At 71.4% G+C, this 26,360-nt stretch carries 25 protein-coding genes and 1 tRNA gene; 4 read left to right on the top strand and 22 right to left on the bottom strand.

What is annotated here, in order from left to right:
* Nucleotides 1-8: 8 nt before the first annotated feature.
* The 6 genes from E4K62_RS03940 to E4K62_RS03915 all read right to left on the bottom strand — a co-directional run bounded on the left by E4K62_RS03940 (nt 9) and on the right by E4K62_RS03915 (nt 7,224).
* A complete protein-coding gene (locus E4K62_RS03940) occupies nt 9-1,145 on the bottom strand; it encodes an SseB family protein (RefSeq protein WP_135063777.1) in 1,137 nt (378 codons plus the stop codon).
* 33 nt (nt 1,146-1,178) lie between these two features.
* Entirely contained in the window at nt 1,179-3,614 is a 2,436-nt protein-coding gene (locus E4K62_RS03935) for an ATP-dependent helicase (RefSeq protein WP_135063774.1), read from the bottom strand.
* 106 nt (nt 3,615-3,720) lie between these two features.
* The gene (locus E4K62_RS03930) at nt 3,721-4,317 is read right to left on the bottom strand and encodes a general stress protein (RefSeq protein WP_240742809.1); all 597 of its coding nucleotides are present in this window, start codon (nt 4,315-4,317) and stop codon (nt 3,721-3,723) included.
* Between the two features lie 61 nt (nt 4,318-4,378).
* Entirely contained in the window at nt 4,379-5,335 is a 957-nt protein-coding gene (locus E4K62_RS03925; RefSeq protein ID WP_135063771.1) for a hypothetical protein, read from the bottom strand.
* Nucleotides 5,336-5,398: 63 nt separating this feature from the next.
* Nucleotides 5,399-6,184 carry an ABC transporter permease gene (locus E4K62_RS03920; RefSeq protein WP_135063768.1) on the bottom strand — a complete coding sequence of 262 codons (786 nt, stop codon included), beginning with the start codon at nt 6,182-6,184 and terminating at the stop codon, nt 5,399-5,401.
* Complete coding sequence (locus E4K62_RS03915; protein WP_135063765.1) at nt 6,181-7,224, bottom strand: ABC transporter ATP-binding protein; 1,044 nt, start codon at nt 7,222-7,224, stop codon at nt 6,181-6,183. The genes E4K62_RS03920 and E4K62_RS03915 overlap by 4 nt, the downstream gene beginning before the upstream one ends.
* A 61-nt stretch (nt 7,225-7,285) precedes the next feature.
* Here E4K62_RS03915 and E4K62_RS03910 point away from each other — a divergent pair, with 61 nt between their 5' ends.
* The 3 genes from E4K62_RS03910 to E4K62_RS18650 all read left to right on the top strand — a co-directional run bounded on the left by E4K62_RS03910 (nt 7,286) and on the right by E4K62_RS18650 (nt 9,020).
* On the top strand, nt 7,286-8,272 hold the full coding sequence (locus E4K62_RS03910; protein ID WP_135063762.1) for a helix-turn-helix transcriptional regulator: 987 nt from the start codon (nt 7,286-7,288) through the stop codon (nt 8,270-8,272).
* 124 nt (nt 8,273-8,396) lie between these two features.
* A complete protein-coding gene (locus E4K62_RS03905; RefSeq protein WP_135063759.1) occupies nt 8,397-8,888 on the top strand; it encodes a hypothetical protein in 492 nt (163 codons plus the stop codon).
* Nucleotides 8,889-8,945: 57 nt separating this feature from the next.
* Nucleotides 8,946-9,020 (top strand) — tRNA-Met (locus E4K62_RS18650).
* Between the two features lie 86 nt (nt 9,021-9,106).
* On the opposite strand, the gene E4K62_RS03900 is transcribed toward E4K62_RS18650, so the two are convergent.
* The 15 genes from E4K62_RS03900 to E4K62_RS03830 all read right to left on the bottom strand — a co-directional run bounded on the left by E4K62_RS03900 (nt 9,107) and on the right by E4K62_RS03830 (nt 24,513).
* A complete protein-coding gene (locus E4K62_RS03900; protein ID WP_135063756.1) occupies nt 9,107-9,784 on the bottom strand; it encodes an NADase-type glycan-binding domain-containing protein in 678 nt (225 codons plus the stop codon).
* Between the two features lie 106 nt (nt 9,785-9,890).
* Complete coding sequence (locus E4K62_RS03895; RefSeq protein WP_135063753.1) at nt 9,891-10,484, bottom strand: N-acetyltransferase; 594 nt, start codon at nt 10,482-10,484, stop codon at nt 9,891-9,893.
* Nucleotides 10,485-10,553: 69 nt separating this feature from the next.
* Nucleotides 10,554-10,763 carry a hypothetical protein gene (locus E4K62_RS03890; RefSeq protein ID WP_135063750.1) on the bottom strand — a complete coding sequence of 70 codons (210 nt, stop codon included), beginning with the start codon at nt 10,761-10,763 and terminating at the stop codon, nt 10,554-10,556.
* Nucleotides 10,764-10,813: 50 nt separating this feature from the next.
* Nucleotides 10,814-11,668 carry an HpcH/HpaI aldolase/citrate lyase family protein gene (locus E4K62_RS03885; RefSeq protein ID WP_135063747.1) on the bottom strand — a complete coding sequence of 285 codons (855 nt, stop codon included), beginning with the start codon at nt 11,666-11,668 and terminating at the stop codon, nt 10,814-10,816.
* Nucleotides 11,665-12,852: a CaiB/BaiF CoA transferase family protein gene (locus E4K62_RS03880; protein WP_135063744.1), complete on the bottom strand. Its 1,188-nt coding sequence runs from the start codon at nt 12,850-12,852 to the stop codon at nt 11,665-11,667. Before E4K62_RS03880 ends, E4K62_RS03885 begins: the two co-directional genes overlap by 4 nt.
* A complete protein-coding gene (locus tag E4K62_RS03875; protein WP_135063741.1) occupies nt 12,849-14,789 on the bottom strand; it encodes an SUMF1/EgtB/PvdO family nonheme iron enzyme in 1,941 nt (646 codons plus the stop codon). Before E4K62_RS03875 ends, E4K62_RS03880 begins: the two co-directional genes overlap by 4 nt.
* Nucleotides 14,786-15,718: a ribokinase gene (locus E4K62_RS03870; protein ID WP_135063738.1), complete on the bottom strand. Its 933-nt coding sequence runs from the start codon at nt 15,716-15,718 to the stop codon at nt 14,786-14,788. Before E4K62_RS03870 ends, E4K62_RS03875 begins: the two co-directional genes overlap by 4 nt.
* Nucleotides 15,715-17,082 (bottom strand): ADP-ribosylglycohydrolase family protein, encoded by a 1,368-nt coding sequence (locus E4K62_RS03865; protein ID WP_135063735.1) that lies wholly within the window; start codon nt 17,080-17,082, stop codon nt 15,715-15,717. The genes E4K62_RS03870 and E4K62_RS03865 overlap by 4 nt, the downstream gene beginning before the upstream one ends.
* Complete coding sequence (locus E4K62_RS03860; RefSeq protein WP_135063730.1) at nt 17,079-18,248, bottom strand: ADP-ribosylglycohydrolase family protein; 1,170 nt, start codon at nt 18,246-18,248, stop codon at nt 17,079-17,081. Before E4K62_RS03860 ends, E4K62_RS03865 begins: the two co-directional genes overlap by 4 nt.
* A gap of 68 nt (nt 18,249-18,316) precedes the next feature.
* The gene (locus E4K62_RS03855; protein ID WP_135063728.1) at nt 18,317-19,609 is read right to left on the bottom strand and encodes an ABC transporter substrate-binding protein; all 1,293 of its coding nucleotides are present in this window, start codon (nt 19,607-19,609) and stop codon (nt 18,317-18,319) included.
* Nucleotides 19,610-19,653: 44 nt separating this feature from the next.
* On the bottom strand, nt 19,654-20,493 hold the full coding sequence (locus tag E4K62_RS03850) for a carbohydrate ABC transporter permease (RefSeq protein ID WP_135063724.1): 840 nt from the start codon (nt 20,491-20,493) through the stop codon (nt 19,654-19,656).
* Nucleotides 20,490-21,434, bottom strand: coding sequence for a carbohydrate ABC transporter permease (locus tag E4K62_RS03845; protein WP_135063721.1), 945 nt, complete (start codon nt 21,432-21,434; stop codon nt 20,490-20,492). The genes E4K62_RS03850 and E4K62_RS03845 overlap by 4 nt, the downstream gene beginning before the upstream one ends.
* Entirely contained in the window at nt 21,431-22,480 is a 1,050-nt protein-coding gene (locus E4K62_RS03840; protein WP_135063718.1) for a LacI family DNA-binding transcriptional regulator, read from the bottom strand. The genes E4K62_RS03845 and E4K62_RS03840 overlap by 4 nt, the downstream gene beginning before the upstream one ends.
* Before the next feature lie 177 nt (nt 22,481-22,657).
* Nucleotides 22,658-23,317 carry a response regulator gene (locus E4K62_RS03835; RefSeq protein WP_135063716.1) on the bottom strand — a complete coding sequence of 220 codons (660 nt, stop codon included), beginning with the start codon at nt 23,315-23,317 and terminating at the stop codon, nt 22,658-22,660.
* Nucleotides 23,314-24,513 carry a sensor histidine kinase gene (locus E4K62_RS03830; RefSeq protein ID WP_240742808.1) on the bottom strand — a complete coding sequence of 400 codons (1,200 nt, stop codon included), beginning with the start codon at nt 24,511-24,513 and terminating at the stop codon, nt 23,314-23,316. Before E4K62_RS03830 ends, E4K62_RS03835 begins: the two co-directional genes overlap by 4 nt.
* A 117-nt stretch (nt 24,514-24,630) precedes the next feature.
* Here E4K62_RS03830 and E4K62_RS03825 point away from each other — a divergent pair, with 117 nt between their 5' ends.
* Entirely contained in the window at nt 24,631-25,419 is a 789-nt protein-coding gene (locus E4K62_RS03825) for a GAP family protein (RefSeq protein WP_135063713.1), read from the top strand.
* Nucleotides 25,420-25,482: 63 nt separating this feature from the next.
* Here the strand turns inward: E4K62_RS03825 and E4K62_RS03820 are convergent, their stop codons facing one another.
* Nucleotides 25,483-26,325, bottom strand: a complete 843-nt coding sequence (locus E4K62_RS03820; protein ID WP_135070875.1) for a carbohydrate ABC transporter permease — start codon at nt 26,323-26,325, stop codon at nt 25,483-25,485.
* Nucleotides 26,326-26,360: the final 35 nt, after the last annotated feature.

Below are 26,360 nucleotides of genomic sequence, written 5' to 3'. Positions count from 1 at the left end.
GGTGGGAGCTACTCGGCGAGGGCGAGGAGTGGGGCCAGGTCGGCGCGGCTGAGGCGGATCCAGGGGCCGGCCGGGTTCACCAGCACGCCCGTCAGCTGCGGATCGCGGGCCAGAGCCGTCGCCAGACGTGCCGGCGGGATCGGCGCGGCCGCGTCACCCCGGTTCAGGGCGACGGATTCCAGCGGGTGCGAGAACACCTCGAGGTAGCGCTCGCCCTCGGCGGTGCGCGTTTCGGCGACGCCGAAGGGGCCACCCTCCTGGGTGCGCTGCACGGCGACCCACAGCGGCGCCTCCGTCATGGCGAGGACGACCTCGCTCGCGGTCGCGTCGGTGCGCGGCGCGCTCAGCAGCGTCTTGATGCGCAGCGCCTCGTCGGCATCGTCCACGGCGCGCTGGAGCACCGCGGTGGGCAGCACCGCGCGCGCCGGCGCGGAGGTGTTGTCGAGAATGAGCCCGGCGAAATCGCCGGAGAGGACGTGACGCAGCACGGCGAGGACGGGTTGACCCATCGCGGAGGTCTTCACGTCGCCGTCGGCGCGGACGCTCGCCTGGAGCGCCGCCCCGCCGCTGTAGGCCAGCACGTAGCGGTCGTCTCCGACCGCCGCGACCGACAGCGGCAGCGACTTGCCCGCCGACAGCAGCTCGCGCGCGTCGCCCTGCACACGCAGGAACAGGTGCCCCTGCAGCAGCTGTCGCACGACGTTCATCAGCTCCGGGCCGGTGGGCTTGGATGAGAGCCCGGCCAGCGCCTGGACGAGCAACGTGTTGTCGCGGAGCCCCGGGACGGTGGAGGTGGGCTCGGGCGCCTCAGCCGGCACGGGCCGTCGGGGCGGGAGTCGGCGCGGTGCGTCCGGTGCGGCGGAACCGGATGCTGCAGCCGCTGCCGGCGCACCCTCCGGGGCTGACGCGCCTTCCCCCGGATCGTCGGCGCCGCTCACGGGTGCCGCGGTCGGTGCACCGGCGCCGGCGCCCATTCCGCGGAACGAAGAGACGGAGATCCCCACCGCCGGCGCCTGCGGCGCGTCGGCCTCGGCCGGAGAATTCCCGCCCTCGCGCTCGGGATCGACCGGCTGCTCGCCGGGTTCGATCCCCTCGTCGGGCACGTCGGCGGGCGGGGAGTTCTTTCGGCGGGAGAAGAGAGCCATCCCCGCCAGCCTAACCACCGCGGCGCGGTGGCGTCAGAGCTTGGTGATCGGGGCGATCTTCACGAGCAGCTTCTTGGCGCCCACCTTCTCGAACCGCACGTGCGCGACGCGCTTGGCGCCCTCGCCGGTGATGGCGTCGACCTGGCCCTCGCCGAAGTCGTCGTGGCGGATGCGGTCACCCGGGGCCAGCTCCATGTCGCCGTTGTCGCGCACCTTCGCCGGGATGCGGTTGGGGAATTTGTCGATCGCCGACGACTTCGGCACGAGGTCGTCGCCGTAGCGTCCCTGCCCGGGGCGCCGCGGACGCGCATTAAGCGCCCGCGACTGCATTCCGCCGCGTGAATTCACATCTCCCGGCGACTGCCGCCAGTCCACCAGGTCGGCCGGGATCTCCTGCAGGAAGCGGCTCGGCATGGCCACGGAGACCTCGCCGAACTGCGCGCGCGTCATCGCGAGGGAGAGGTACAGGCGCTTGCGGGCGCGCGTGATGCCGACGTAGAACAGCCGGCGCTCCTCCTGCGGACCGCCGGGCTCCCCCGCCGAGATGCGGTGCGGGAGGAGGTCCTCCTCGACGCCGGTGAGGAAGACCGCGTCGTACTCCAGGCCCTTCGCGGTGTGCAGCGTCATGAGCGACACCGAGCCCGAGGCATCCTCGAGGTCGTCGGCGTCGGAGACGAGGGCGACCTCCGTGAGGAAGTCCACGACCGTGCCCTCGGGATTGTTGCGGGCGAATTCGCGGGTCACCGCGATGAGTTCGTCGAGGTTCTCCAGTCGTGCCTCGTCCTGCGGGTCACGGCTGGCGCGCAGCGCGTCGAAGTAGCCGCTCTTGTTCAGCAGCAGCGTGAGCCCCTCGGCGACGGCCGTGGGCGGCGCCAGCTCACCGGAGGCGGGCAGCATGATCTCCCGCGCTTCGGCGAGGACCGCGTCCAGGTGCGCGATCGCCTGCTGGAGCTTGGGCCCCACGCCCAGTGCGGAGGCGTTGGCCAGCGCGTCGCGGAACGTGATCTGCTCGTCGGCGGCGTACCGCGCGATCGCCGTCTCGGTCACGTCACCGATGCCGCGTCGGGGCCGGTTCAGGATGCGGCGCACCGCCATCTCGTCGGCGGGGTTGGCCACGGCCACGAGGTACGCCATGGCGTCCTTGATCTCGGCCCGCTCGTAGAACTTCGTGCCGCCCATGATCTTGTACGGGATCGCGGAGCGGATGAAGATCTCCTCCAGCGCACGCGACTGGGAGTTCGTCCGGTAGAACACGGCCATCTGGCTGTAGTCGACGCCGCCCTTGCGCAGCGCCTCGATCTCGTCGGCGACGAACTGCGCCTCGTCGTGCTGCGAGTACCCGGTGAACCCGATGATGGGGTCACCGGCGCCCACGTCGGTCCACAGCCGCTTCTCCTTGCGGTCGAAGTTGTTGCTGATGACGGCGTTGGCGGCGGAGAGGATGTTCTGCGTCGAGCGGTAGTTCTGCTCGAGCAGCACGACCTTGGCGCCGGGATAGTCGCGCTCGAACTCGCTGATGTTGCGGATGTCGGCGCCGCGGAACGCGTAGATCGACTGATCCGAGTCGCCGACGACGGTCAGCGACGCCGGCGCCTTGGCCGGATCGTCGGCCGGGTCGGCGTCGAAGATCATCATCCCGCCGCTGGAGGCGATGGGTCCGGCGTCGGATCCGATCGGCCGGGTCAGCTCGTGGATGAGCGCGTACTGGGCGTGGTTGGTGTCCTGGTACTCGTCGACGAGGATGTGGCGGAACCGGCGGCGATACACGTCGGCGACGTGCGGGAACGCCCGGAACAGGTACACCGTCTGGCCGATGAGGTCGTCGAAGTCGAACGCGTTCGCCCGCTGCAGCGCCCGCTGGTACGCGGAGAAGATCTCCACGAAGACCCGCTCGACGGGGTCGCTCATGTTCGCCTGACGCGCGTACGACTCCGCGTCGGCGAGCTCGTTCTTGAGCTTGGAGATGCGGCTCTGCGTGCCGGCGGGGGTGAGGCCGAACGCATCCCCCTGGTGCTCCTTGACGAGGCGCTTGATGAGTGCGCGGGAGTCGCCGGAGTCGTAGATCGTGAAGGCCTTGGTGAACCCGAACTGCTGCGCCTCCCGGCGCAGGATGCGCACGCACGCGGAGTGGAACGTGGAGATCCACATGCCCTCGGCGCGGTCGCCGATCAGCTGCCGGACGCGCTCGCGCATCTCGCCGGCGGCCTTGTTGGTGAACGTGATGGCGAGGATCTGGCTCGGCCACGCCTCACCGCTGCGCAGGAGCGACGCGATGCGGCGGGTGAGCACGCTGGTCTTTCCGGAGCCGGCGCCCGCGACGATGAGCAGCGCCGGGCCGCGATAGGTCACGGCCTCACGCTGGGGCGGGTTGAGCCCGGCGAGCAGATCGTCGTCCGCGCGCGGTGGTTCCACACCGAACTGCGGACCGCGATCGCCGCCGACGATGAGGGGCGTGGATGCGTCGGTCATGGCCCGTTCAGTCTAGGCGGGGGCCCTGACAGCCAGCCCGGTGCCCGGACCGCACAGGCGGCGAACCTGGGCACGCCCGGCTCATGGGTCGGCGCGACGGCGCGCCTCAGGAGGCCGGCGGTCCGGCCGGCGGCGGAGGAGTCTGCGGCGCCGTGGGAGCGGAAGGCGGCGCCGCGGGAGCGGAGGCCGGACCTGCCGGAGCGGCGGCGGGTGCGGGCGGCGCGGATGCGGCGGGGGCGGCGGCGGGCGGTGCGCCGAGCGTGGACTGGGCCTTCAGCAGCTGGTCGGCGTCGACCATGACGTCCCACCGCTCGGCCTCGAGCTTCTGCGTGGATGCGAAGTCGCGGCGGCCGCGCGTGATCCAGTGCCCGATGAACCCGAACACCGCGCCCCAGATGGCGCCCAGCACGAGGCCCCACAGCAGGAGCCACAGCCACGTCAGCGGCGGGGCGAGGAGTCCGAACAGCAGTCCGATCAGCAGACCGAACCACGCTCCGGTGGCGGCGCCGTAGCCGGCGGCGCGTCCGTTGGTCATCCGGCCGGTGACCTGCTCGACGATGCGGACGTTGTGGCCCACGATCGACACCCGCTCGACGGGGAATCCGGCGTCGGAGAGCCGGTCGACGGTGGCCTGCGCGTCGGGGTACTGGGTGAAGCTGGACAGCAGGCGCCGTTCGGGCACCGCGGTGGTGGCGTCGCTCATGACATCCCCTTCCGGGATCGCATACCTCACAGTGGCGTCAGTGTATGCCCGGCCCGGCAGCTCAGCGCCAGGGACTTGCCGGATCGGCGTCGCGCGCCCGTACGAGGCGCAGGGCGAGTCCGACGACCAGCATCAGCACGCCCACCGCCACCGCCCACCACGCGCCGGATGCGTCGCCCAGGACGGCGGCGACGTCGGGGCGGATGCCGGGGAGCTGTCCGCTCCACGCGTCAGCCACGGCCCGCATGCCTGCGATCCCGATGAACGCGGATGGAACAGCGAGTCCGGCACCGAGGCCGGCGAGCACCATGCCCCACGCCTGTCGGCGGCCGAACTGCGCCACGAGGGCCCACACCGCCGCCACGAACGCCCACAGCGCCAGGGCCACCGATGGCACGAGGTACGCCCAGCGCACCGCGGCGTCGGTCCAGAACGACGACCAGAATGCAGCGGGACCGGCGATCGACACCGCGACCAAGGCGAGCACGCATCGCAGCACGACGACGCCGCCCACGGCGGCGATCACCGGCCACGGCGACCTCTGCCGGATGAGCAGCCGCACGACAGTCGCGAAAACGAGCCATCCGCCCAGCGCCACGAGGAGATCCACCCAGCCCAGCAGCGCGGTCTGCACCGCCCGCGTGGCCACCAGCAGCGCTCCGGGCACCAGGATCATGAGCCAGCGGTCCAGCGGCAGCATCCCGAGCGTCGATTCCCGCGCACGCCACGGGCGCGTGGAGGCCAGCCATGCGGCGCGCGCGCCGGCAGCTCCCGGCCGGCGCACCAGCCGGGTGCGGGCCGAGACCATGCCGATCACGACCCACGCCACCGAGAGCACGAGCAGCACGCGCGCCATCCACACCAGGGTGGGATCGGCGAGGCCGGGGACGGGAACCGCATCGGGTGTTCCGTCGGCGGCGAGCGAGGCGTCCACGCCGAACGCCACGGCGACCCCGCTCAGCAGCAGCAGGACGGCGACGACCACCGCCAGAACCCCGTTCCGCGTCGCCGTCGCCATCCCCTAACGCTAGCGCCCTTGCACCCCTGCTTTTGTCCGTCCCGGACGGGGGTTCGGGAGGGGTCAGTGCGAGCGTCGCATCGCCCGGATTCCGACGAGCAGCCCCACCGCCGCGAGCACGAGCGCCGACACCCATCCCCACGCCACGGCCGAGGCGCCGAGGTCGCCTGCGAACAGCGCGCGCTCGCCCTGCACGACCCAGTTGATCGGGTTCACCGCGGCCACCACGCGCATCCAGGAGGGTGCCGCATCCAGGGGCAGGAGCATCCCCGACAGGATCAGCAGGGGGAAGATGAGCGTCTGCTGCACACCCCAGAACAGCCACTCGCGATCCTTCGTCGCCAGGGCAAGGGCGTACGACAGCGACCCCAGGCCCACCCCGAAGACGGCCAGCAGCGCGAGCCCGAGAACGAGCCCGGCGGGGTGGATCGAGAACCCGAACGGCCACGCGATCAGCACGATGAGAAGCGACTGCACGAGGATCGGCACGATCTCCTTGAGCGCGCGGCCCACCAGGAGCGACGACCGCACGAGGGGTGCGACCAGCGTGCGCTCGTGGGAGCCGGTCATCATCTCATACTGCAGGTTCGACCCCGTCGCGCCCGTGCCGAAGAGCACGATCATGACGAGCACGCCGGGCACGAACCACTGCAGGGTCTCCGACGCGGGAGCCCCGGAGCTGCCGATCAGCAGCGGGGCGAAGAGCCCCAGAAACACCAGCGGCTGCACGAGGCTGAAGATGAGGGTGAACGGATCGCGCACGACGGGTTTGAGCTCGCGCGTGAGCACGTGCCACGTGTCGCGTGCGGCGTTGCCGCGCACGGCGGTCTGCGAGGCGGATGCGGTCATCGGGATGCTCCTGTCGGCTGGGCGGGTGCGGCCGGCGCATCCGCGGATTCGGTCTCCTCGGCGTGCTCGCCCTCGCCGGCTTCGCGCAGGGTGCGCCCGGTGAGGGCGAGGAAGACGTCGTCGAGGGTGGGCGGGACGCCCGTGGCCCGCGTGACCGCGAGTCCCGCCGCATCCAGCGCCCGGATGGCCGCCGGCAGCAGCGTGTCGCCCTCCGGGGCGGTGAGGGTGAGGGATGCGCCGCCCTCCCGCCGCACTTCGCGGTCGGTCAGTCGTCCCACGACGGCGAGCGCGGCGTCGGCGTCCGCCGCGGAGCCGAAGCCGAGCGTCATGAGGTCGCCGGCGAGCTCGGCCTTCAGCCGCGCGGCGGTGTCATCGGCGATGACGCGTCCGCGGTCCATCACCATCACGCGCTCGGCATAGCGGTCGGCCTCTTCGAGGTAATGCGTCGTGAGGAACACCGTCGTGCCGTGCGAGACGCGCAGGTCGAGGATGTGCTGCCACAGGTTCGCGCGGCTCTGCGGATCCAGGCCGGTCGAGGGCTCGTCGAGGAACAGCAGCGGCGGGGCGTGCATGAGGCCCAGGGCGATGTCGAGGCGCCGCTTCTGCCCGCCGGACAGCTGCTGCACCGCGCGCGTCGCGAACGGGGTCAGATCCAGCGAGGCGATGAGGTCGTCCGCCCGCGACACCGATGCCGCCCGTGACATGCCGTAGAACGCGCCCTGGCTGAGCAGCTCGTCGCGCACGCGCTGGGAGAAGCTGCCACTGGTGAGCTGGCCGACGTAGCCGATACGCGCGCGGACGCCCGCCGGGTCGCGCAGGATGTCGCGGCCGACCACGCGCGCCGTACCGGCGGTGGGCGGAAGGAGGGTCGTGAGCATGCGCAGACTCGTGGACTTGCCCGCGCCGTTGGGCCCGAGGAAGGCGACCAGTTCGCCGGCGGCGACCTGGAAGGTGAGGTCGGTGACCGCCTCGACGGTCTTCTTCTTGACGGTGAAGCGCTTGGTCAGTCCCTGCGCTTCGAGGATGGGTTCGTTCGCCATGCCGAGAGGGTAGGAGCGGATGCGGACACATGATGTCCGCGATGAATGGCAGAGTGTGCGCATGTCCGACACCACCAGTCGCGCACTCTCGCTGCTCAACCTCCTCCAGACGCACCGGCACTGGCCGGGCCCCGAGCTGGCCGCGCGCCTCGGCGTGACGGAGCGCACGGTGCGGCGCGACGTCGACCGCCTGCGGGAGCTGGGCTACCGCATCGAGTCCACGCCGGGCGCCGCGGGCGGCTACCGGCTCGAAGCCGGCAGCGCCGTGCCGCCGCTGCTGTTGACGGATGAGGAGGCCGTGGCGATGGCGATCGGACTGCGGATCGCCGCATCCCAGCGCCTCGTGGGCGGGGCGGAGACGGCACTGACCGCCCTCGCCAAGCTCGACCAGGTGCTGCCCACCGCCGTCCGCCGGCGCGTCGCGGCCCTCGCCGACGCGGTGCGGCCGGTGGGCGTCGGCGGGGGCGAGGCCGCATCCACCGAGGTGCTCGGCGAGCTCGCCCTGGCCTGCCGCGATTCCGAGCGCGTGCGCTTCACGTACACATCCGCTTCCGGTGAGTCGACCCATCGCCGGGTCGAGCCGCACACCCTCTCCCCCGCCGACCGGCACTGGTATCTGCTGTGCTGGGACCTGGATCGCGACGATTGGCGCACGTTCCGCGTCGATCGGCTGTCGGGGATCGAGCACACCAGGGTGCTGTTCGCCCCGCGCGAGCTCAGCCAGGAGCAGGTCGACGAGTTCATCCTCGTGGCGCGGTCGTGGGTGCGTCAGCCGGTCGAGGCCGACATCGTCATGGAGCTTCCCCTCGAGGACATGCGCGCGCTCTTCGGGCAGTGGGGCCAGGGCGCGACCGCCGAGGACGACGAGCGCACGCGCTGGCCGGTCGGCGGATCCGACTGGCGCGAGACGATGTACGGCATGTCGTGGGTGCCCGCCGGGGTGCCGTACACGACCGACCTCCCCGAGCCGCATCGCGCGGAGATGCGCGAGGCACTGACGCGGATGCTGCAGGCCCTCGCCGCTCCCCCGCCACCGCCCCGGCCGTGAGCGCGCGTCGCTCCGAGGTGACGGATCCGTCGCCTCCGGGCGAGCAGGATGTCATACGGCGGTCGTACGGGATCGAGCCGATCGGCGGATCCGTCCGCGGCATCGGCTTGCCTACCGTCGTCTCATGACCGAATCGAGCTCGTCCGCCTGCGCCCTCTCCGCGGAGGCCACCGGACGCTGGCGTCACGCGGACTCGCGCCGCACCCCTGTCGTCTCGCTGCTCCTTCCCGCCGGCGACGACGATCGTGACCTCGGCGCGCGACTGTCGGCCGCGCTGGCGCAGACGATGCCCGCGCACGAGATTCTCGTGCTCGACACGTCGGGGGATGGCCGCCACTTCGCGACCTTCTCGGTGTGGTCGGAGCAACCCGCCGGGCCGGTGCTGCGCTACCTGCCGGTGCCCGGCGCTCGCCTCCGCGAGGCGCGGAGGCGCGGAAGCCGCCTCGCCGCCGGCAACATCCGCGTGGCCCTCTCCCCCGGCCTCGCCCCCACGAGCACGTGGCTGGCGCAGCTCGTCGCCCAGCTGCGGCGGCGACTCTCGTCCGCGTCGGTCGGCGCAGCGCCCGCGGGTGCGCTCGCGGTGAACGGGCGGCGACCGTGCGGCGCCGTCTCGTGAAACGGACCGTCACATCCTCGACGGCTGCACCCGCAGCGCATAGCGTCGAGGCATCATCGCGGCGTCCGGGCGGTCCCGGTCATCGGCTCATACCCGATCGCGTTGCGGGTTCGACTCCCGCCGTCGCGTCCACTCTCCCCCTCGGTGCCGGATGTCGCAGAGTGACTGAACGTCGCTTTGGTAGCGTGCGTCGTCGGCAAGGAACCCCGGCGGCCGCATCACTCTTTGACCCATATCTCGATCTCGCTCATCGCGGCCGACGTCGGGCCGAACTCAGCGGAAGCCTCCGGTACGTCGGACGCTTGGATCGTGAGCAGGATCTCCTGGGTCATCCCGGGCGCGAACACCAGCGCTTGGTAGTCGAAGATGTTGGCGTCAGTCACTCTCGGGAGCGCCGCGTCTCGGGCGCCGTTCTCCGTAGCCACCTCCAGGACGCGCACGCTGCCGTTGGCGTCATAGAGATCATTCGTCTTCGCATACCCATTGAGGATGCAGATCACCCGAACGTCTTCGCCCGCCGGCAACCGGAGGCTGATCTGCGCTCCGACGCCGCCTCCCGCTTCACCGGCAATCCACGCGGTCTGGCGGCTTCCATCCACTAGTTGTGTCGCGGGGTAGCTGAGGGATTGGCCGCTTGCGTCCTCATACTGGAGCTCGCTCGTAGCGACCGCCTCGATTCGGTCGGCCAGGCGAAGTTGCTGAGGGTTGTCGCACGTGGCGATCGCGGCGGCTTCTTCGGCAATGCCTTGTTGTATCCGAGCCGAGAGGAACACGACTCCTGCGGCCACCACTCCACCGATCAACCCTGTGCCGAGCAACGTGATCCAGAACGAGGGCCAGAAAGTCGACCAGTCTGACCCCGGGCGCGTCTTCTTCGGACTTTCTTCTTGGGGCATCCACCCCTCCCTGCGTCCACGTGGACTTCGGATGCGCACACTGTGCCATATCCGATGCGTCGGCTCAATCAATCCTCGGGCAGAACCGGTCGGTCGTGGCCGCGTGTCAGCCGGCGGCCGGCGGGATCGTCTTGCGCATCACGGTCTTGCTCTTGCCGATGTGACGCTCGAAAGTGAAACCGGCCTTCTCGAACATCGCCCTCGTGCCGTTGTGCAGGAAGGACGACGACGTCCGCTTCCCCGGAGCCAGCTCGTTCGGGAACGAGACGACCTCGCCCCCACCGGCCTGCGCGATCAACTCGAGCGCGCCGTCCAGCGCCTCGCGGGCCACTCCCGAGCGTCGGTGGTCGCGGTCGACGAAGAAGCACGTGATGCGCCACGGCGCGGGGTTCGTCTCCCCGGCGTCGTACTGCTTGCGGTGGTATATGCCCGGCAGCTCGGCCGGGCTCCCGTACTGGCACCACGCGATCGCGGCGTCGCCGTCGAACACGAGCGCGGCGTGCGCGATCCCTTCTGCCACGAGTCGCCGCTTGAACGTCGGGCCGTCGTACTCGCTCTTGATGGTCTCTTCCGTGTCCCCGTGGAAGTACGAGCACCAGCACCCGCCCCACACGCCGTTGTGCTTCTCGGCAAGCGCGAGCCACGCCGGGAAGGTCTCGGGGGTGAGCGGCTTGATCACATGCGACGTCGTCGTGGCCACGCTCCCAGTGTGCCGACCGCGGGGGACGCTCGACAGGGACTCCCCTGCCGGGGTCACGGGACCGCGAGCTCAGGGCCGGTGCGACGTGGAGCGCTCAGTGCCGCGCTTGTAGTTGCCGGTGACGCGCGCCATGACCTGCTGCGGGTCGCCGCGCTCGATGTCGTCGAGGAACTTCGCCGCCGCCGCGGCACGGAGCGTCGCGGCGAGGCGCCCGTGGTGGCGGATCTCCACGCGATCCCCACGCTGCACGAACTCGAAGCCGCTGGGGAGACCTGCCATGGCTACGAGCATGCCGCACCCGGCGCGGCTCTGCGATCGTGCGATCGGGGTCAGTCGGCGGGGAGATCGGATGCGGCGAGCACGCGTTCCGCGGCTTTCACCATCGCGACGTCGATGAACGTGCCGTCCTCGAGCACGAACGCACCGGTGCCGTCGGCGGCGGCGGCTCGCACCCGGTCGACGATGCGCTGCGCGCGGGCGACCTCGTCGGCACCCGGGGTGAACACCCGGCGGATCACCCCGATCTGACGCGGGTGCACGGCGGTGCGTCCCGCGTACCCGAGCGCGCGTCCGGCCCGGCAGCTCAGCTCCAGCCCGTCGAGGTCGGCCACGTCGGCCCACACGGCCATGAGCGGCAGCGGCAGTCCGGCCGCCGCGGCGGCGTTGACGATGCGTGCCCGCGACCACGCCAGCCCCGGCTCCCCCGCCGGCCCGGCGGGAACACCGAGTTCGGCGCGGAGGTCGGCCTCCCCCGCCGCGATCGACGACACCCCGGCCGTCGCGATCTCGAACGCCCGCTCGATCGACAGGGCGGACTCCAGCAGCGCGTGCACCTCGCGGCCGGGCAGCGCGGATCGGATCGCGGCGACATCCTCAGCCGACTCGGTCTTCGGGAGCCGGACGCCGAAGGATGCGGGCAGGCCGGCGAGGGCGGCGAGGTCCTCGTCGTGGGCGGCGGCGCCGCGCGCATTGATCCGCACCTGCACGGCGGGGGCGCGGTCCCCGCGTTCGGTCCACGCGGCTGCGAAGTCGGCGAGCGACTCCCGCGCCTGCGCCTTCCGCGAGAGCGTCACCGCGTCCTCGAGGTCGACGATGACCGCATCCGCCCCCGCATCCAGCGCCTTCCCGAAGCGCTCCGGACGGTCAGCGGGCGCATACAGGGCGACGAGAGTGCGGCCGGTCATGCGATCGATCCTTCCGCACGCAGGCGCGCGATGTCCTCCGCGGCGTAGCCGAGCGACTCCAGCACCTCGTCGGTGTCGGCGGCGTGCGCGCGCCCGGAGAACGCGATGGTCGCCTCGTCGCGGGACAGGCGGAACAGCGGCCCCTGCATGGCCATGTCGCCGAGTTCGGGGTCGTGGATGCGGTGGATCGTGCCGAGCGCCTGGAACTGCGGATCCGCAACGATGTCGGACGGGTCGTACACCGGCGCGACGGCGGCCTGCGCCTGCTCGAACGCGGCCACGACCTCCTCGCGCGTGTGCTGCGCGATCCAGCCGCCGACCGCGTCGTCGAGCTCGTCGGCGTGCTCGGCGCGGCTGGATCCGCTCGCGAACCATGGCTCCGCGGCGAGGTCGGGGCGGCCCACGAGCGCCATCACGCGCTCGGCGATCGACTGCGCGCTGGTGGAGACGGCGACCCAGGAGCCGTCGGCCGTGCGGTAGGTGTTGCGGGGCGCGTTGTTCGTGGAGCGATTACCGGTGCGCGGTTGCACGGTTGCCAGCTGATCCCACCGCGTGATCTGCGGGCCGAGCATCGCGAGGATCGGCTCGATGATCGCCACGTCGACCACCTGCCCGCGCCCGTCGCGCCCGCGCGCATGCAGGGCGGTCATGATGGCGTAGGCGGTCGCGAGCGACGCGATGCCGTCGGCGAGCCCGAACGGCGGGAGGGTCGGGGGTCCGTCGGGTTCGCCGGTCGCGGCGGCGAACCCGCTCATCGCCTCGGCGAGCGTGCCGAAGCCCGGCCGGCTGCGGTACGGCCCGATCTGCCCGAACCCGGTCACGCGCGCCAGCACGAGGCCGGGGTTCTCCGCCGACAACTCCTCATACCCGAGGCCCCACCGCTCGAGCGTCCCAGGGCGGAAGTTCTCGATGACGACGTCGGCGGTGCCGGCGAGGCGGAGGAACGCGTCGCGTCCGTCGCCTGTGTGCAGGTCGATCGCGACGGTGCGTTTGTTGCGCCCCAGGGTCTTCCACCAGAGGTTCTGCCCGTCCTTGCTCGGCCCGTGCCCTCGCGCCGGGTCGGGCCGGGTGGGATGCTCCACCTTGATGACCTCGGCACCCATGTCGCCGAGGTGCATCGCCGCCATGGGGCCGGCGAACAGGGTGGAGGCGTCGATGACGCGCAGTCCGTCGAGCGGGGTCATGCGTTCTCCCCCCAGCACAGCCGGAATCCGATCGACGGCGACGCGTCCTGCCCGAGCCCCGGCAGCAGCAGCTTCGCGGCGAACTCCGGTGCCTGCACCCCGCCGTCGAAGTACCAGTCCGAGCCGTCACTGCGGTGCGCGCTGCCGCCTTTGAGCATGACGAACCGCGTGCGTCCGTCGGAGTGCTCCGACTCGGTCCAGTTCCACACCTCCGGCATGCGACGCCGGAAGGCCGGATCGGATGCGGCGACCTGCCACTCGTCCTCCGTGGGAAGCCGTCCGCCCGCCCAGGCCGCGTAGGCGCGGGCGCGGGCGAAGGTCATCCCGGTCGCGGGGAGCTCGGGATCGCGCGCGTCGGTGTGCTCGCCGAGCGCGTCGAGGAACCGGGCGTACTCCGCCTCGCTCACCTCTGCGGCGGCGACCCGCACGGGATGCGGCACCTCGGCGACGCGCTCGAGCGTGCGCTGGTCGTGCAGGCGCGGCGGCAGCGGCTTCCACTCGTCGACGTACGGGGCACCCTCGTACATGCCGGTCTCACGGGCGCGGAACCGGACCGTCAGCACGTGCGTGCCGGTGGCGACCGTCACGGTGCGAGGCTCCTCAGCATCGTCCCGGACAGGTCCCGTCCATGCCGGTGCGGGCAGTCGCCGCGCCTGGCGGTGCGGAAAGGACGCATCCGCCACCGGCGGCTCGGTGAGCAGCGCGGCGCGCACCTCGTCGACGATCGGCGGGACCGCCGCATCCGCCGGCACCCGGACGACGGCCGCGACACCGCCCGCGGGCACCGTCACCGACGACACCCCGTCGCCGGGTTGGTGCAGCGGGACGTACCGTCCGCCGCCGGGAAGCTCGTGCACGACGTCGGCGTCGGACGTGTTCACCAGACACAGCAGCGTCACGCCGTCGAGCGCGAAGGCCGAGCCGAAGACGGGGGCGTCGTGCACGGCCAGCGGCGTCCACTCCCCCTCGACGAGCCAGCGGTGCAGGCCCCTCTGCACGGGCAGCATGCGGCGGAGCGTCGCCGCGTCGCGCTCGTTCCACCCCACCCACACGCCGAACACGACCTCCCACACCATGACGCCGACCCCGTTCAGCCACGCCGAGCGCAGCTCCTCGGCGTGGTCGCGGTGCCAGCGGCGGATGTGGTGCTGCATGTGACGGCGCTCGAACCAGCGGGCCCGCAGGACGCCGGGAACCTCCGAGTCGGCGAACCACTGCGCCCACGACAGCGTGTGATCGGCGATCCGCTCGGTCGCGAGCTTCGACTCCCCCTCCAGCCCGATGCCCGGGCGCGCTGCGTCGAGCGCGGCCACGAGGTCGGGAGCGGCCTTCTTGAGGGTGTCGAGGAAGACGCCGTCCGCCCCGAGCCGCCGGACCGTCGCGGCGAGCTCGGTCGCGTCGTCGCCCGCCCGCCGGGTGCCGACGTCCCACGGGTTGTAGTCCACGAACACCGCCACTCCCGCGGTGTGCAGCACCTCGGCGGCCTCGGCAAGACCCGGGACGGCGTAGAAGTCCCACTGGTTGCGGTCGTCGATGCCGATGACGGGGTAGGCGTGCCACAGCACGATGCCGTCCAGGCCGCCGAACCGGCGCTGCGCGTCGGCGAGGAAGCGTTCGGGGGTGAAGCGCTGCGCCTCGAAGTCGAAGAAGAGCTCATCCCACTGCCACACCTGCGCCACCGTGAAGCACCGGCTCGCCCACGCCGACGCCGGGTCGTCGTAGCGGGTCGGTGCGCCGTGGCGAGCGCGGGCGCCCTCGCGCCACGCGGTCAGCTGCGCGCGCCACGCGTCGAGGTCGGCGGGATCCGCCGGAGCGATGAAGATCTTCGCGTCGTCGAGCCTCGTCGCCGCATCGCCAGTGGTGACGTCGACGTCCAGCGGAACCGGCGTCGGCCGGTCGATCTCGCGCGGGACGAGGGGATCGAATCCACCGCTCACGGCCGGCTCTCCTTCATGAGGGCGGCGACCTCGCCGGCGGTGGGGACGGCATCCTGCGCGCCGGGGCGCGTGACGGCGAGGGCGGATGCGGCGGCTCCGGCCCGCGCGGCGTCGACGAGCAGGGCGACGTCGACGCTGTCGGGGCGACACCCGGAGGCGGCGAGCGCTGCCGCCAGGACACCGCAGAACGTGTCGCCGGCGCCGGTGGTGTCGACGGCCGTAACCACGTGCGCGGGAACCTCGGCGCGCTCGTCGCCGCATACCACGAGGCAGCCGCGGCGGCCGAGGGTGACCACGAGCGCCCGGACGGTCGAGGCGAGTGCGGCGACGGCGGCGTCCAGCTCGCCGGTTCCGGACACGTCGAGGGCTTCGTGCTCGTTCACCACGAGTACGTCCGTGACCGCCAGCAGCGCGTCGCGGGCTGATGTGAACGGCGCCGACGGCGCGGCGTTGAGCACGTGCCACGCTCCCGCGCCGCGGGAGGCGGCCGCATCCTGGACGAGCGCGACCGGGATCTCCAACTGCGTCAGGAGCACCGCGGCACCGGCGACGACCGCGCGCTGTGCGTCGGTCAGCGTCTCACGGGCGGCGTTGGCGCCGGCGGCGACCACGACGGTGTTCTCGCCGGAGGCGTCGACGGAGATGAGCGCGGTGCCCGTGACCCCTTCGGTCCGCACGAGACCGGAGACGTCGATGCCGTCAGCCACAAGCGCGGCGCGGAGGGTCTCTCCCTCGGCATCCGCCCCCACGGCTCCGACGAACGCGACCGCGGCGCCGCCCGCACGGCGGGCTCCGACGGCCTGGTTCGCGCCCTTGCCGCCGCCCGTGCGCACGAGCGAGGACGCCAGCAGCGTCTCGCCGGGCGCGGGGATGCGGTCGACGCGGGCGACGACGTCCTGATTGATGCTGCCCACCACGACGACGCTCACGACGCCACCTCCCACAGCGCGCACGTGCGCTCGGCGAGCTGTCGGATGGATCGGTGCGAACCGCCGGGCATCGAGGTGGCGATCCGATCCTGCAGGGGCGAGGTCCACTGAGCGCCGATGCCGTCCGCACCGACGAGTCCGCCGACGACCGACCCGACGGTCGCGCCGACGGAGTCGGTGTCCCAGCCGCCGGCGACGGCGAGCGCGACGGCGGCACCGAAATCGCGGCCGTGCGCCTGCAGCGCGCACGCCGTGAGCGCGGCGTTGTTGAGGGTGTGCACCCAGTGCATGCCGGCGTACTCGGCGTGCAGGGCGTCGAGCGCGTCCGCCGTGCTGAGGCGGCCATCGGCGAGGGCGCGACCGGTCGCACGCCCGAATCGCACGGCGTGCGCGAGACGGGAGGCAGGCGGGACCACGGCGTCGGCGGCGTCCAGGACGGCGTCGGCGGTGTCTGCGACGAGGGATGCGGCACAGAGGGCGGCCGCCCACATCTCGCCGTACAGGCCGTTGCGCGTGTGGCTCAGCCGCGCGTCGATCCATGCCGAGCGGGCGGCGGCCCGCACATCACCCGGATGTGCCCACCCGTGCACGTCGGCGCGGATGAGGGCGCCGATCCACTCCCGGAACGGGTTGAGGTGGGTCGCGGTCTCGGGCACGGGGCGCGCGTCGAGGATGTTGCGGTACGCCGCACGTTCGGCCGTGAAGACGCGGCCGGCGGGCAGGGCCGCGAGCCATGCCTCGGCGACGTGGTCGGTCGTCAGCTCCGTCCCGTGCTGCTCGAGCAGGTCGAGCGCCAGGATCGGGAAGTTCAGGTCGTCGTCCTCGGGCATCCCGGCGATGTTCTCGACGAGGGAGGTCGGCGCGGAGCGCCGGTTCCACGGCCAGCGCGCCGCGATGTCGGCGGGAAGGCCGCGGGCGGTGAAGTAACGCCGGATCGGCCAGTTGCCCGTCGCGCGCGCGATCTCCTCGATGCCCTCGCGCGGGATCTTCTCGACGGGTTTACCGAGAAGGCACCCCGCCGACCGCCCGAGCCACGCCCCGTGCACGCGGTCGAACCCGGCACTGCCCGAAGCCGCCGGCGGCTCGGGCGGCAGCAGCGCCTCGATCGCGTCCCACTCGTCGGGTTCGTCCGGGCTCGGCCGCTGCAGCGCCTGCAGTTCGTCGAGGACGGTCCGCGCGAGTGCACGCAGCGCCGCGGGCGCCGGCGTGGCGCTCGCGCCGGACGGGGCCAGCTGCGTCGCGCCACCCGCGTCCGCCCACCGGCGCTCGATCGGCCGCAGTTCCTCCTCGGGCACGCCCTGCTCGCGGAGGGCCGCGAGCTCGGCGGGGACGAGGTCTTCGGGCTGGGCCCAGGTCAGTCTCACGCCGCGGCCTCCGGGGCCAGCAGCGTCGAGAGCGCGGCGGCACGTGCGGCCGCCCGCTCGGCGTCGGCGCGGGCGATGTCGCGGACGACGTCGGTCATCGCCGTGACGACGCCGTCGAGGTCGAGACGGCTGGCGGTGGACACGTCACTCACCCACTCGCTCGGCACGGCGGCGCTGCCGCGCAGGCCGCCGCAGATGGCACCGGCCATCGTCGCGATCGAGTCGGCGTCGCGGCCGTAGTTGACCGCATCCAGCACCGCCGCCCGGAAATCGCCGTCGTGGGCCACGACGAAGCCGAGGGCGACGGGCAGCTCCTCGATCGCTTTCGTGCGCGAGGGGAGCCGCGCGTCCATCGCCGGCGAGCGGTACTGCTCCCCCACGGTGTCGAAGGGCGCGACGGCCTGGCGGATGACGCGACCGAGCTCGCGCGGGTCGTCGGATCCGCCGGCGGCGAGGAAGGCGTCGACGGCGTCGAAGACGGCGCGGATGGCCGCGGCGGTGCCGTCGTGGGCGACCTGCAGCACGGCGCGGCGCACGTCGGCGACGGTCGCGCCGGGGGCGGCGGATGCGGCGACCGCGGCCGCGAACACGCCGGCGGCCTCCCGGCCGTAGGACCACTGGTGGGCGCCGGCGATGTCGATCGCCTCGGCGTACGCACCCTGCGGGTCACCGATGTGGACGAGCCCGACGGGGGCCATGTACATCGTCGCGCCGCAGTTCACGACGTTGCCGACGCCTGCTTCGCGCGGGTCGGCGTGGCCGTAGTGCAGCTTCATGACGAGCCACTTCTCGGCCAGGAACACGCGCTGCAGGATGAGCGCCTCATCCTCCAACTCGGGGATCCAGCGGCGTTCGCCGATCATGAGCGGGACGAGGTCGCTCGCGACGTCGTAGGCGTCGAGGTGGCGCCGCTGCTTGGCGTACACCTCGATCAGCGCATGGGTCATGAGGGTGTCATCCGTCACGTGCCCGTCGCCCTTGTGGTACGGCGCGATGGGCCGCGCCGTGCGCCAGTCGGGGAGGAACGGGCCCACGATCCCCTCGACACGTCCGCCGTGCCGCTCTTCGATCTGCTCGGGCGTCCAGCCCTCGGTCGCTCCGCCGAGCGCATCGCCCACGGCGGCCCCCGCCAGTACTGCTGCCACCCGATCGTGCAACACGTCCATTCGATCCCTCTCTTCGTTCACGCGTGGTGTCGCGGGGGCGGATCGACCGACCCGCCCCCGCGAGGTCATCAACCGGCGACGTCGCCCCAGCCGTCGGTCAGCTGCGTCGCGAGCTGGTCCCGATCGATCTGGTTGGCCAGGTACTGCTGGAAGGCGGGCGTGGCGATCGTGTCCTTCCATTCGGTGTACTTCGACACCTTCAGGAAGGGCGGGCCCACAAGGCCCTCACCGGAGGCGAGCACCTGCTGCCAGGCGGCGTCGTCGCCGGCGAGCTCCTCGACCTCGGCGCGCGCTGCCCCCGAGGACGGGATGAGCGCGTCGGCGTAGGCGATCTTCGCGAGGTTCTCGCCGCTCATGAAGAAGTTGAGGAACTCCGCCGACTCCTCCACGTACTCCGAGTCGATGTTCACCGAGTAGGTCTGCGGGTTCGCGGCCTGGAAAGCACCAGCGGTGCCCTCCAGCGGCGGCAGCGCCACCCAGTTGAAGCCCTCGGGGGCGTCGTTGGCGATGTTCGTCGCCTGGAACGAGCCCTGCACGGTCATGGCGACCTTGCCGCCGTAGAACGAGGGCAGCACGTCCGATCCCGACTGCGTCAGCGAGGTCGGCTCGATCGACTTGTCGGTGTAGGCCATCTCGTGGATGCGCTCGGCCGCGGCCAGCTCGTCGTCGCCCACCTCGATGGTGACGTCTTCACCCTCGCCCTCGAAGAACCCGCCGTCGTTGCCGAGCGAGAGGCTCATCATCGTCGCGGTCGGAGAGCCGAGACCCCAGCCGAGACCGAACTGGTCACCGGTGGTGGTCGCCTTGGCGATCTCCTGCAGCTCGTCCCACGTCATGGTCTCGCCGGAGGGGATCTCCACGCCCGCCGCGGCAAGCAGGTCGGCGTTGGCGAACGCCATGTACGACTGCAGCGTCGAGGGGTACGCGACGATCTGGTCGTCGTGGGTCACCGACTCCCAGATGCCCTCGGAGATGTCGGACTTCAGGTCCGCATCGATGAGGTCGGTCAGGTCTGCGAGGTACCCGTCGGCCGCGAACGAGACGATGGAGCTGGCCTCGAAGTGGATGATGTCGGGCGCCGTGCCGCCGGTGAACTGGGTGATCAGCTTGTCGTACGTGCCGTCCCATCCGGCCTGGACGATCTTGACCTGAACGTCGTCGTTCTCGGCGTTCCAGGCGTCCACGATCTCCTTGATCGCCGCCTGGGTCGTCGGCTGGTCCGACAGTGACTGGAACTGCAGCGTGACGGCGTCGCCGTTTCCGCCCCCGTCGCTGTTGGCGCTGCCCTGCTGGCAGCCGGCCAGCGCGATGGCTGCGACGCCCGCGAATGCGACGGCGCCGATGCCCCGGATTCTTCTCATGATGATCGCCTTTCTCTTTCTCTTGGTTCGTCGTCTCGGGAGGGTCAGCCCTTGACGGCCCCGGCGAGCATGCCGCCGGTGAGTTTCTTCTGCAGGATCCCGAAGATGATGAGCGACGGGATGGTCGCGAGGATCGCGCCGGCCGCGAGGGGCCCGAGCTGCGTCTGCCCCTCGGCGCCGAGGAACGAGCGCAGCGCGATCGGCAGTGTGTACAGCTCCGGGCTCTGGATGAGCACGAGCGCGAGGAAGAACTCGTTCCACGCCGACACGAACGTGAACATCGCGGTGGCCACCAGGCCCGGGGCCAGCAGCGGCAGGACGACGGTGCGGAGGATCGTGAACCGCCCCGCGCCATCCATCTCGGCCGCTTCCTCCAGTTCGGGAGGGATCGCGGCGACGTAGCCCTGCAGCATCCACAGTGTGAACGGCAGCGTGAAGGTGACGTACACGAGGATGAGGCCGAACAGGGTGTCGTTCAGCTGCAGGCTCCGCAGCACGAGGAACAGCGGAATGATGATGAGGATCGTCGGGAACACCTGGCTGACGAGGATCCACACCGTGCCGGCGGCGCGCAGCTTCCCCTTCAGCCGTGCGAGGGCGTAGGCCATCGGCATCGACAGCAGCACCGAGATGATCATCGTCACGACGGCGACGAAGATCGAGTTGCCGGCGGCGGTGAGCAGGTTCTGGCGCTCCAGCGCCGAGGCGTAGTTGCTGAAGTCCCACTGCTGCGGGATGAGGTTCACCGCGAGGGAGTTCAGCTCCTGTGTCGACTTGAACGACGCCGACAGCAGCCACAGCAGCGGGAAGCCGAGGAAGATCAGGTACCCCGCCAGCGCGAGGTACATCAGAACCGTGGCGTACAGGGGCCGTTTCGTGGTCATTTGCTGACCGCCTTGTTCTGTCGGAACTGGTTGATCAGGTAGAGCGAGAGGATCACCAGGATCGCCACGACCAGGACGTTGCCCATGGCCGACGCGTACCCGATCTCGCGGTTGCGGAACGCCTCGAGGTAGGTGAACAGCGGCGGGATCATGGTGCGGCCGCCGGGTCCGCCCTCGGTGAGCACGTAGATGAGGCCGAAGGAGTTGAACTGCCAGATGAAATCGAGCGCCGTGACCGCGATGATGACGGGCCGCAGGGCCGGCAGGGTCACGTGCCAGAAGCGGCGCACGGCACCGGCACCGTCGACGGCGGCGGCCTCGTGCTGCTCGGGCGCGATGGACTGCATGCCGGCCAGGAGCAGCACCGTGGTCTGCGGGATGCCGGCCCACACGCCCACGACGATGACCGCGGGCAGCGCGGTCGAGAAGTCGCCGAGCCAGTTGACGCCGGGGATGCCGAACCAGCTGAGCGTGCCGTTGAGGGGCCCGGAATTGGGGTTGTAGATCATGCGCCACACGATCGCGATGACCACCGGCGGCATCGCCCACGGGATGAGGGCCAGCACGCGGGTGAGGCCCTTCAGCCGCAGGTTGCTGTTGAGCAGCAGGGCAAGGCCCATGGCGCTCACCAGGGTCAGGAGCGCGACCGACCCGGCCCACACGATGCCGATGCCGAACGACTCCCAGAAGCGCCGGTTACCCGCCAGGTCGATGAAGTTGCCGAGGCCGATGAAGTTGATCTCGGCATTGCGCGCGAGCGTCGCATCCGTGAACCCCAGGGCGACACCGCTGAGGAGCGGGATCACCGAGAAGATGATGATCGGCAGGAGCGCCGGCCCGACCAGGGCGATGGCCTCTCTGCGCTGGGCGCGGGCGCGGGGTCCGATCTGCCGGACGCGCGGCGGCGGTGAGGACTTCTTCGTCTTCTCGAGCGTGGTCATCCGTGGGCCTTCTCTTCATCGATGAGCTCAGGTCGGCGCAGGGCGGAGGGGGCGGATGCCGACGACGATCCGCGCACGACCAGCGAAGGCGGCACCGTGACCGTGTGCGCCGGCCGGGCGGGGTCGGCGATGCGCGCCAGCAGCATCTCGGCGGCGGCGCGGCCGCGCTCTTTCGCCCCCAGGTCCACGCTCGTGAGTCCGGGCCGGACGACTTCGGCGAGTTCCGTGTCGTCCACGCCCGTCACAGCGAGGTCGGCGGGGACGGTGATGCCCAGGTCTTCGGCGGCGCGCAGGACGCCGACGCCGATGAGGTCGTTCGCGGCGACCACGGCCGTCGGCCGGTCGGTGCGGTCCAGGAGCGGCAGCGCCGCGTCGTAGCCGGCCGCGATGGTGAAGTCGGATGCGTCGATGTGCCGCGTGCGCAGATCGCGGTGATTCGCCGCCGCCGCGATGAAACCCTCCCGGCGCATCCCGCCCGGCGTGGTGTCGGCGGGGCCGTTGACGAACGCGATGTCGCGCCGTCCTGCCGCGACGAGGTGGTCGACGACGAGCCGCATCGCCGTGAGGGAGTCGGCACGGACGGTGTCGAACTCGGCGGAGTCGGGGAGGCGCCCGAGCACCACGAGCGGAATGGGAGCGGCCGCGAGCGCGGCGAGCAGCTCGTCGGTCACGCGGAGGGGCGAGAGGATCAGGCCGTCGACGTAGCCGCGCCCGAGATCGCGCACCACGTCGACCGACGACGACGCCGTGCCGGTGGACGACAGCAGCAGGCGGTAGCCGGATGCCGACACGACCCGCTCGATGGCGGCCATCATCTCGACGTAGACGGGGTTGCCGATGTCGGCGACGGCGTAGCCGAGCTGCAGGGTGCGTCCGCGCTTGAGCGACTGCGCAGTCGCGTCGGCGACGTAGCCCAGTTCGCGCGCGGCATCCCGCACCTTCGCGACCGTCTCGGCGCTCGCGATCAGACCGTTCAGCGCCCGCGACGCGCTCGCGACGGAGACGCCCGCGCGGGCGGCGACCTGCGTGATCGTGACGCGAGCCATGGCTCTCCTTCGAGCGGTGTAAACGATTCCACCTGGGTGGTGTAAACGTTCTCACCCGACCGGGGAGCTTGTCAAGCGCCGGATGCTCGGCTCACTCCAGCATCGGCGGATTGCCCGAGTCACCGGTGGGCGACGCGCTCCGACGCGCGACAGGGCGACCGACAGCTGCAATTCCGACTAGTTGCTCCCCGCCTCCCCCGCCCCCGTCCCCGTCCCCGCGGCGAGGGCAACGGCGTGGGAGCGGCTTCTCGCCCCCAGCTTCGACAGCACGTTCGACACGTGCGTCTTGACGGTCGCGATGGAGATGCCGAGGTCGTCCGAGATCTGCGAGTTCGACATGCCGGCTCGCATCCCGTCGAGCACCTCGCGCTCCCGCTCGGTGAGCATCTCCAGCCTCGGAGCACGACCTTCGCCGGCCGAAGGGGCGATGAGCGACAACGCCCGACGGGTGACCCGCGGGTCCAGCACGCCCTCTCCCGCCGCCACCCGACGTACGGCGTCGACGAGGGTCGCTGCATCCGCCGTCTTCAGCAGGAAGCCGGCCGCACCCGCGCGCAGCGCACCTGCCACCAGGTCGTCTTCGTCGAAGCTCGTCAGCACGAGCACCTCGGCCCATCCTGCGGCGACGATCTCGCGCGTCGCGGTGACGCCGTCGACGCCGGGCATCCGCAGATCCATGAGCACCACGTCGGGTCTCAGCGCTGCCGCGTTGCGCATGGCGACGGCGCCGTCGGCCGCCTCGCCGACCACGTCGATGCCGTGCGACTCCAGCATGATGCGCAGCGCCTCGCGGATCGCAGCGTGATCGTCGGCGAGCAGCACCCGGGGCGCGCTCATGCCGGCACCTCCACGGGAATCCGTGCGCGCACCGACCAGCCGTCGTCGACCGGTCCCGCGTCGACGGATCCGCCCAGTGCGCGCGCCCGCTCCCGCAGCAGGTCGAGACCCCAGCCGCTGCCTCGCACCGGCGCGGCGGTCACCGGCGCTCCGCCGCGCGAGTCGATCCGCACGCGCACCTCGCCGCCGTCAGCATCCAGCCCCACGTCCACCCGCGCTCCGGCCGCGTGCCGCACGCAATTGGTGAGCGCCTCCTGCACGATGCGCGTGACGGCCTGGTCCACGGGCGACGGGATGCGGGGCGGCAGGGCATCGTCGAGGGTGACGGTGAGCCCGTGCCGCTCCGCGTCGGCGACCAGCTCGGGGAGCGACCCGCGGCGCCGCGCCGCGACCTCCCCATCCCCGGCGCGCAGCACGGAGATCATCGACCGCAGCGCCTGATGCGCCTGCAGGCTCGACTCGCGCACGGCCCGCAACGCGGCACGGTCGGCGTCCGGAGCATCCGGGATCGACAGCGCCGCCTCCGCGCGGATCGCAATCGCCGACACGTCGCCGGCGACCAGGTCGTGCAGTTCCCGCGCCATCTGCTCTCGCTCGCTCCGCACCGCCTCCGCGCGCTCGAGAGCCGAGCGACGCTCCGCGTCCTCGGCACGCGCCCGGTGCAGCACGACGAGCTCGTTCGCCTGCGCCACCGCGGTGGCGTACCAGTAGTCCGTGCCGGCCAGAGCACCCAGCTGCAGGCCGATCAAGACCGCGATACGAGGGTCGTCGGCGCGCAGGAGCGCTGCCGCGGTCGTCACGACGATCGCGAGCGCGATGCCGATCAAGAGGCGACGACGAGTGGATGCCGAGGCCGTCACGGTCGCCGCGTACAGCAGGTCGAGCACCACGATGAGCGTCAGGACCCCGCCGACCGTCAGCAGATCGACGACGAAGATGACCAGCGCGATGCACAGCAGCGGGATGGGCGCCTTCCGCCGGAAGATCACGAGCGCGCATGCCGGGAAAGCGGTGGCGAGCGACCACCACGGAGACACCGGCTCGGGCAGCACCGAGAAGAGCGACCACACTCCGACCAGGCCCAGCGCGCACGCGAGCACGGCCAGCGCGGCGTAGCCGATCGCGTCGGCCAGAGAGCGGTGCGCGCGCACCCACCCGCGGACGGATGCGGGAATCAGCGCCTGCCTCTCGGTCACACTCTCATGCAATCACGCCACCCCTCCGCCGCGCTCGGTCGAAAGGATGAGGCGGCACCGGGGCGGCTCGCTCTTCCGCCCGATCCGCCCGAGCTCGATGACCGCGAGGGTGGTCACATGGACGCCCTCACCGATGCGCCGCTCGCACTCACCCTGGGCGCGCTCGCCCTGCTCGACGGTCTGAGCGTCGGCACTCTGCTCATCCCGGTGTTCTTCCTGCTCGCGCCGGGGCGTGTGCGCTCCGGCCACGTGACGCTGTACCTCCTCACGATCGCCGTCTTCTATCTCGCGGTCGGCATTCTCTTCACGCTCGGCCTGGTGAACCTCGTCGATGTGGCGCAGGACTTCCTCTCGTCGAGCGCCGGGCAGATCGCGCAGCTCGTCGTCGGCGGCGCACTTCTGGTGACCGGGATCCTGATCGGCGTGGGGTCGTCCAGGAAACCCGCGGATGCTGCATCCGACGCCGCCCCATCGCCGGGCGCGACACGCACCACGGCCACCGCGGCCGGCACGAGCACGCAACTGTCGCGGTGGCGCGACAAGGTGCTGTCGCCCGGCGCATCCCGCGGCGCGGTGATGGCCGTCGCTCTCGGCGCGGGCCTGGTCGAGATCGCGACGATGCTCCCGTATCTCGTGGCGATGGGCATGCTGGCCGAAGCGCCGCTTCCGATGCCGACGCGCTTCGCGGCCCTCGCCGCATACTGCGCCGTCATGGTGCTTCCCGCGCTGGTCCTCCTGGCGCTGCGCATCGTCGCGGCGCCGCTCGTCGAGCGCCCTCTCGCGCGTCTGGCCGCCTGGATGGAGCGGACGGGCCGCGAGAACACCGCGTGGATCCTGGGGATCATCGGCTTCCTCGTCGCGCGTGGCGCGGCGACGGAGCTGGGGCTGTTCTCCGGGTTGGTGTGAGGCGGGCGGATACGTGAGGGGCGGGCACGGCAGGGTCGAGGTCCGTGACGAGCCTCCGACTGCTCAGCGGAAGGTGCCCTGCGACACCGATCCTTCCAAACGGCGCTGGAAGATGATGTAGACGATGAGCACGGGGATGATGGTCATCACCACCGCGGCGAACATCGCCCCGTAATCCACCGACCGGCCGGTGCTGCTCGCGAACGCGCTCATCCCCTGGGTCAGCACCCAGTTCTCCTTCTTCGTGTTGAGGACGATCGGGAGCATGAACTGGTTCCACAAGCCGATGAAGTTCAGGATCGCCACCGAGGCCATCCCCGGCGCCGCCATCGGCAGCATCACCGAGAAGAACGCGCGCCACTCCCCCGCTCCGTCGATCTTCGCGGCCTCGTAGACATCGTGCGGGAGCGATTCGAAGAAGGCGTAGAGGAAGAAGACGGTGAACGGCAGGGCGAACGCCACGTAGGTGACGGTCAGGCCGGGCAATGTGTTCAGCAGACCCAGGTTCTGCAGTGTGAAGAACAGTGGCACGATGGCGAGGAAGATCGGGAACGACATCGAGATGAGCATCGCGTAGTAGATGACGCGGTTGCCGGGGAACGAGAACCGGGCGAGCACATACGCGCACATCGCCCCCAGCAGCATCACGATGACCAGCGCGGAGCCGACGACCAGGATGGTGTTGAAGAAGAACTCGCCGATGCCCGCCGTGGTCCAGGCGCGGACGTAGTTGTCGAATCGCCACGTCGTGGGAGGCGCAAGCGGAGAAGCGAGGATCTCGCTGCTGCTCTTCAAGCTGGACATGACCGTCCACAGGAAGGGGACGATGATTAGCAGCGACCAGATCCCCAGCGCCCCGTGTGCCGTCGTCGCGTACGCGATGTCGGCGCGGCGCCGACGCTGCATCGACCCGCGTCGCTGCTCGGGCGGCACGGTGCGCC

The sequence above is a fragment of the Microbacterium wangchenii genome, from assembly GCF_004564355.1.
Taxonomy (GTDB): Bacteria; Actinomycetota; Actinomycetes; order Actinomycetales; family Microbacteriaceae; genus Microbacterium; species Microbacterium wangchenii.
This window is presented reverse-complemented; position numbering and strand designations above follow the sequence as displayed.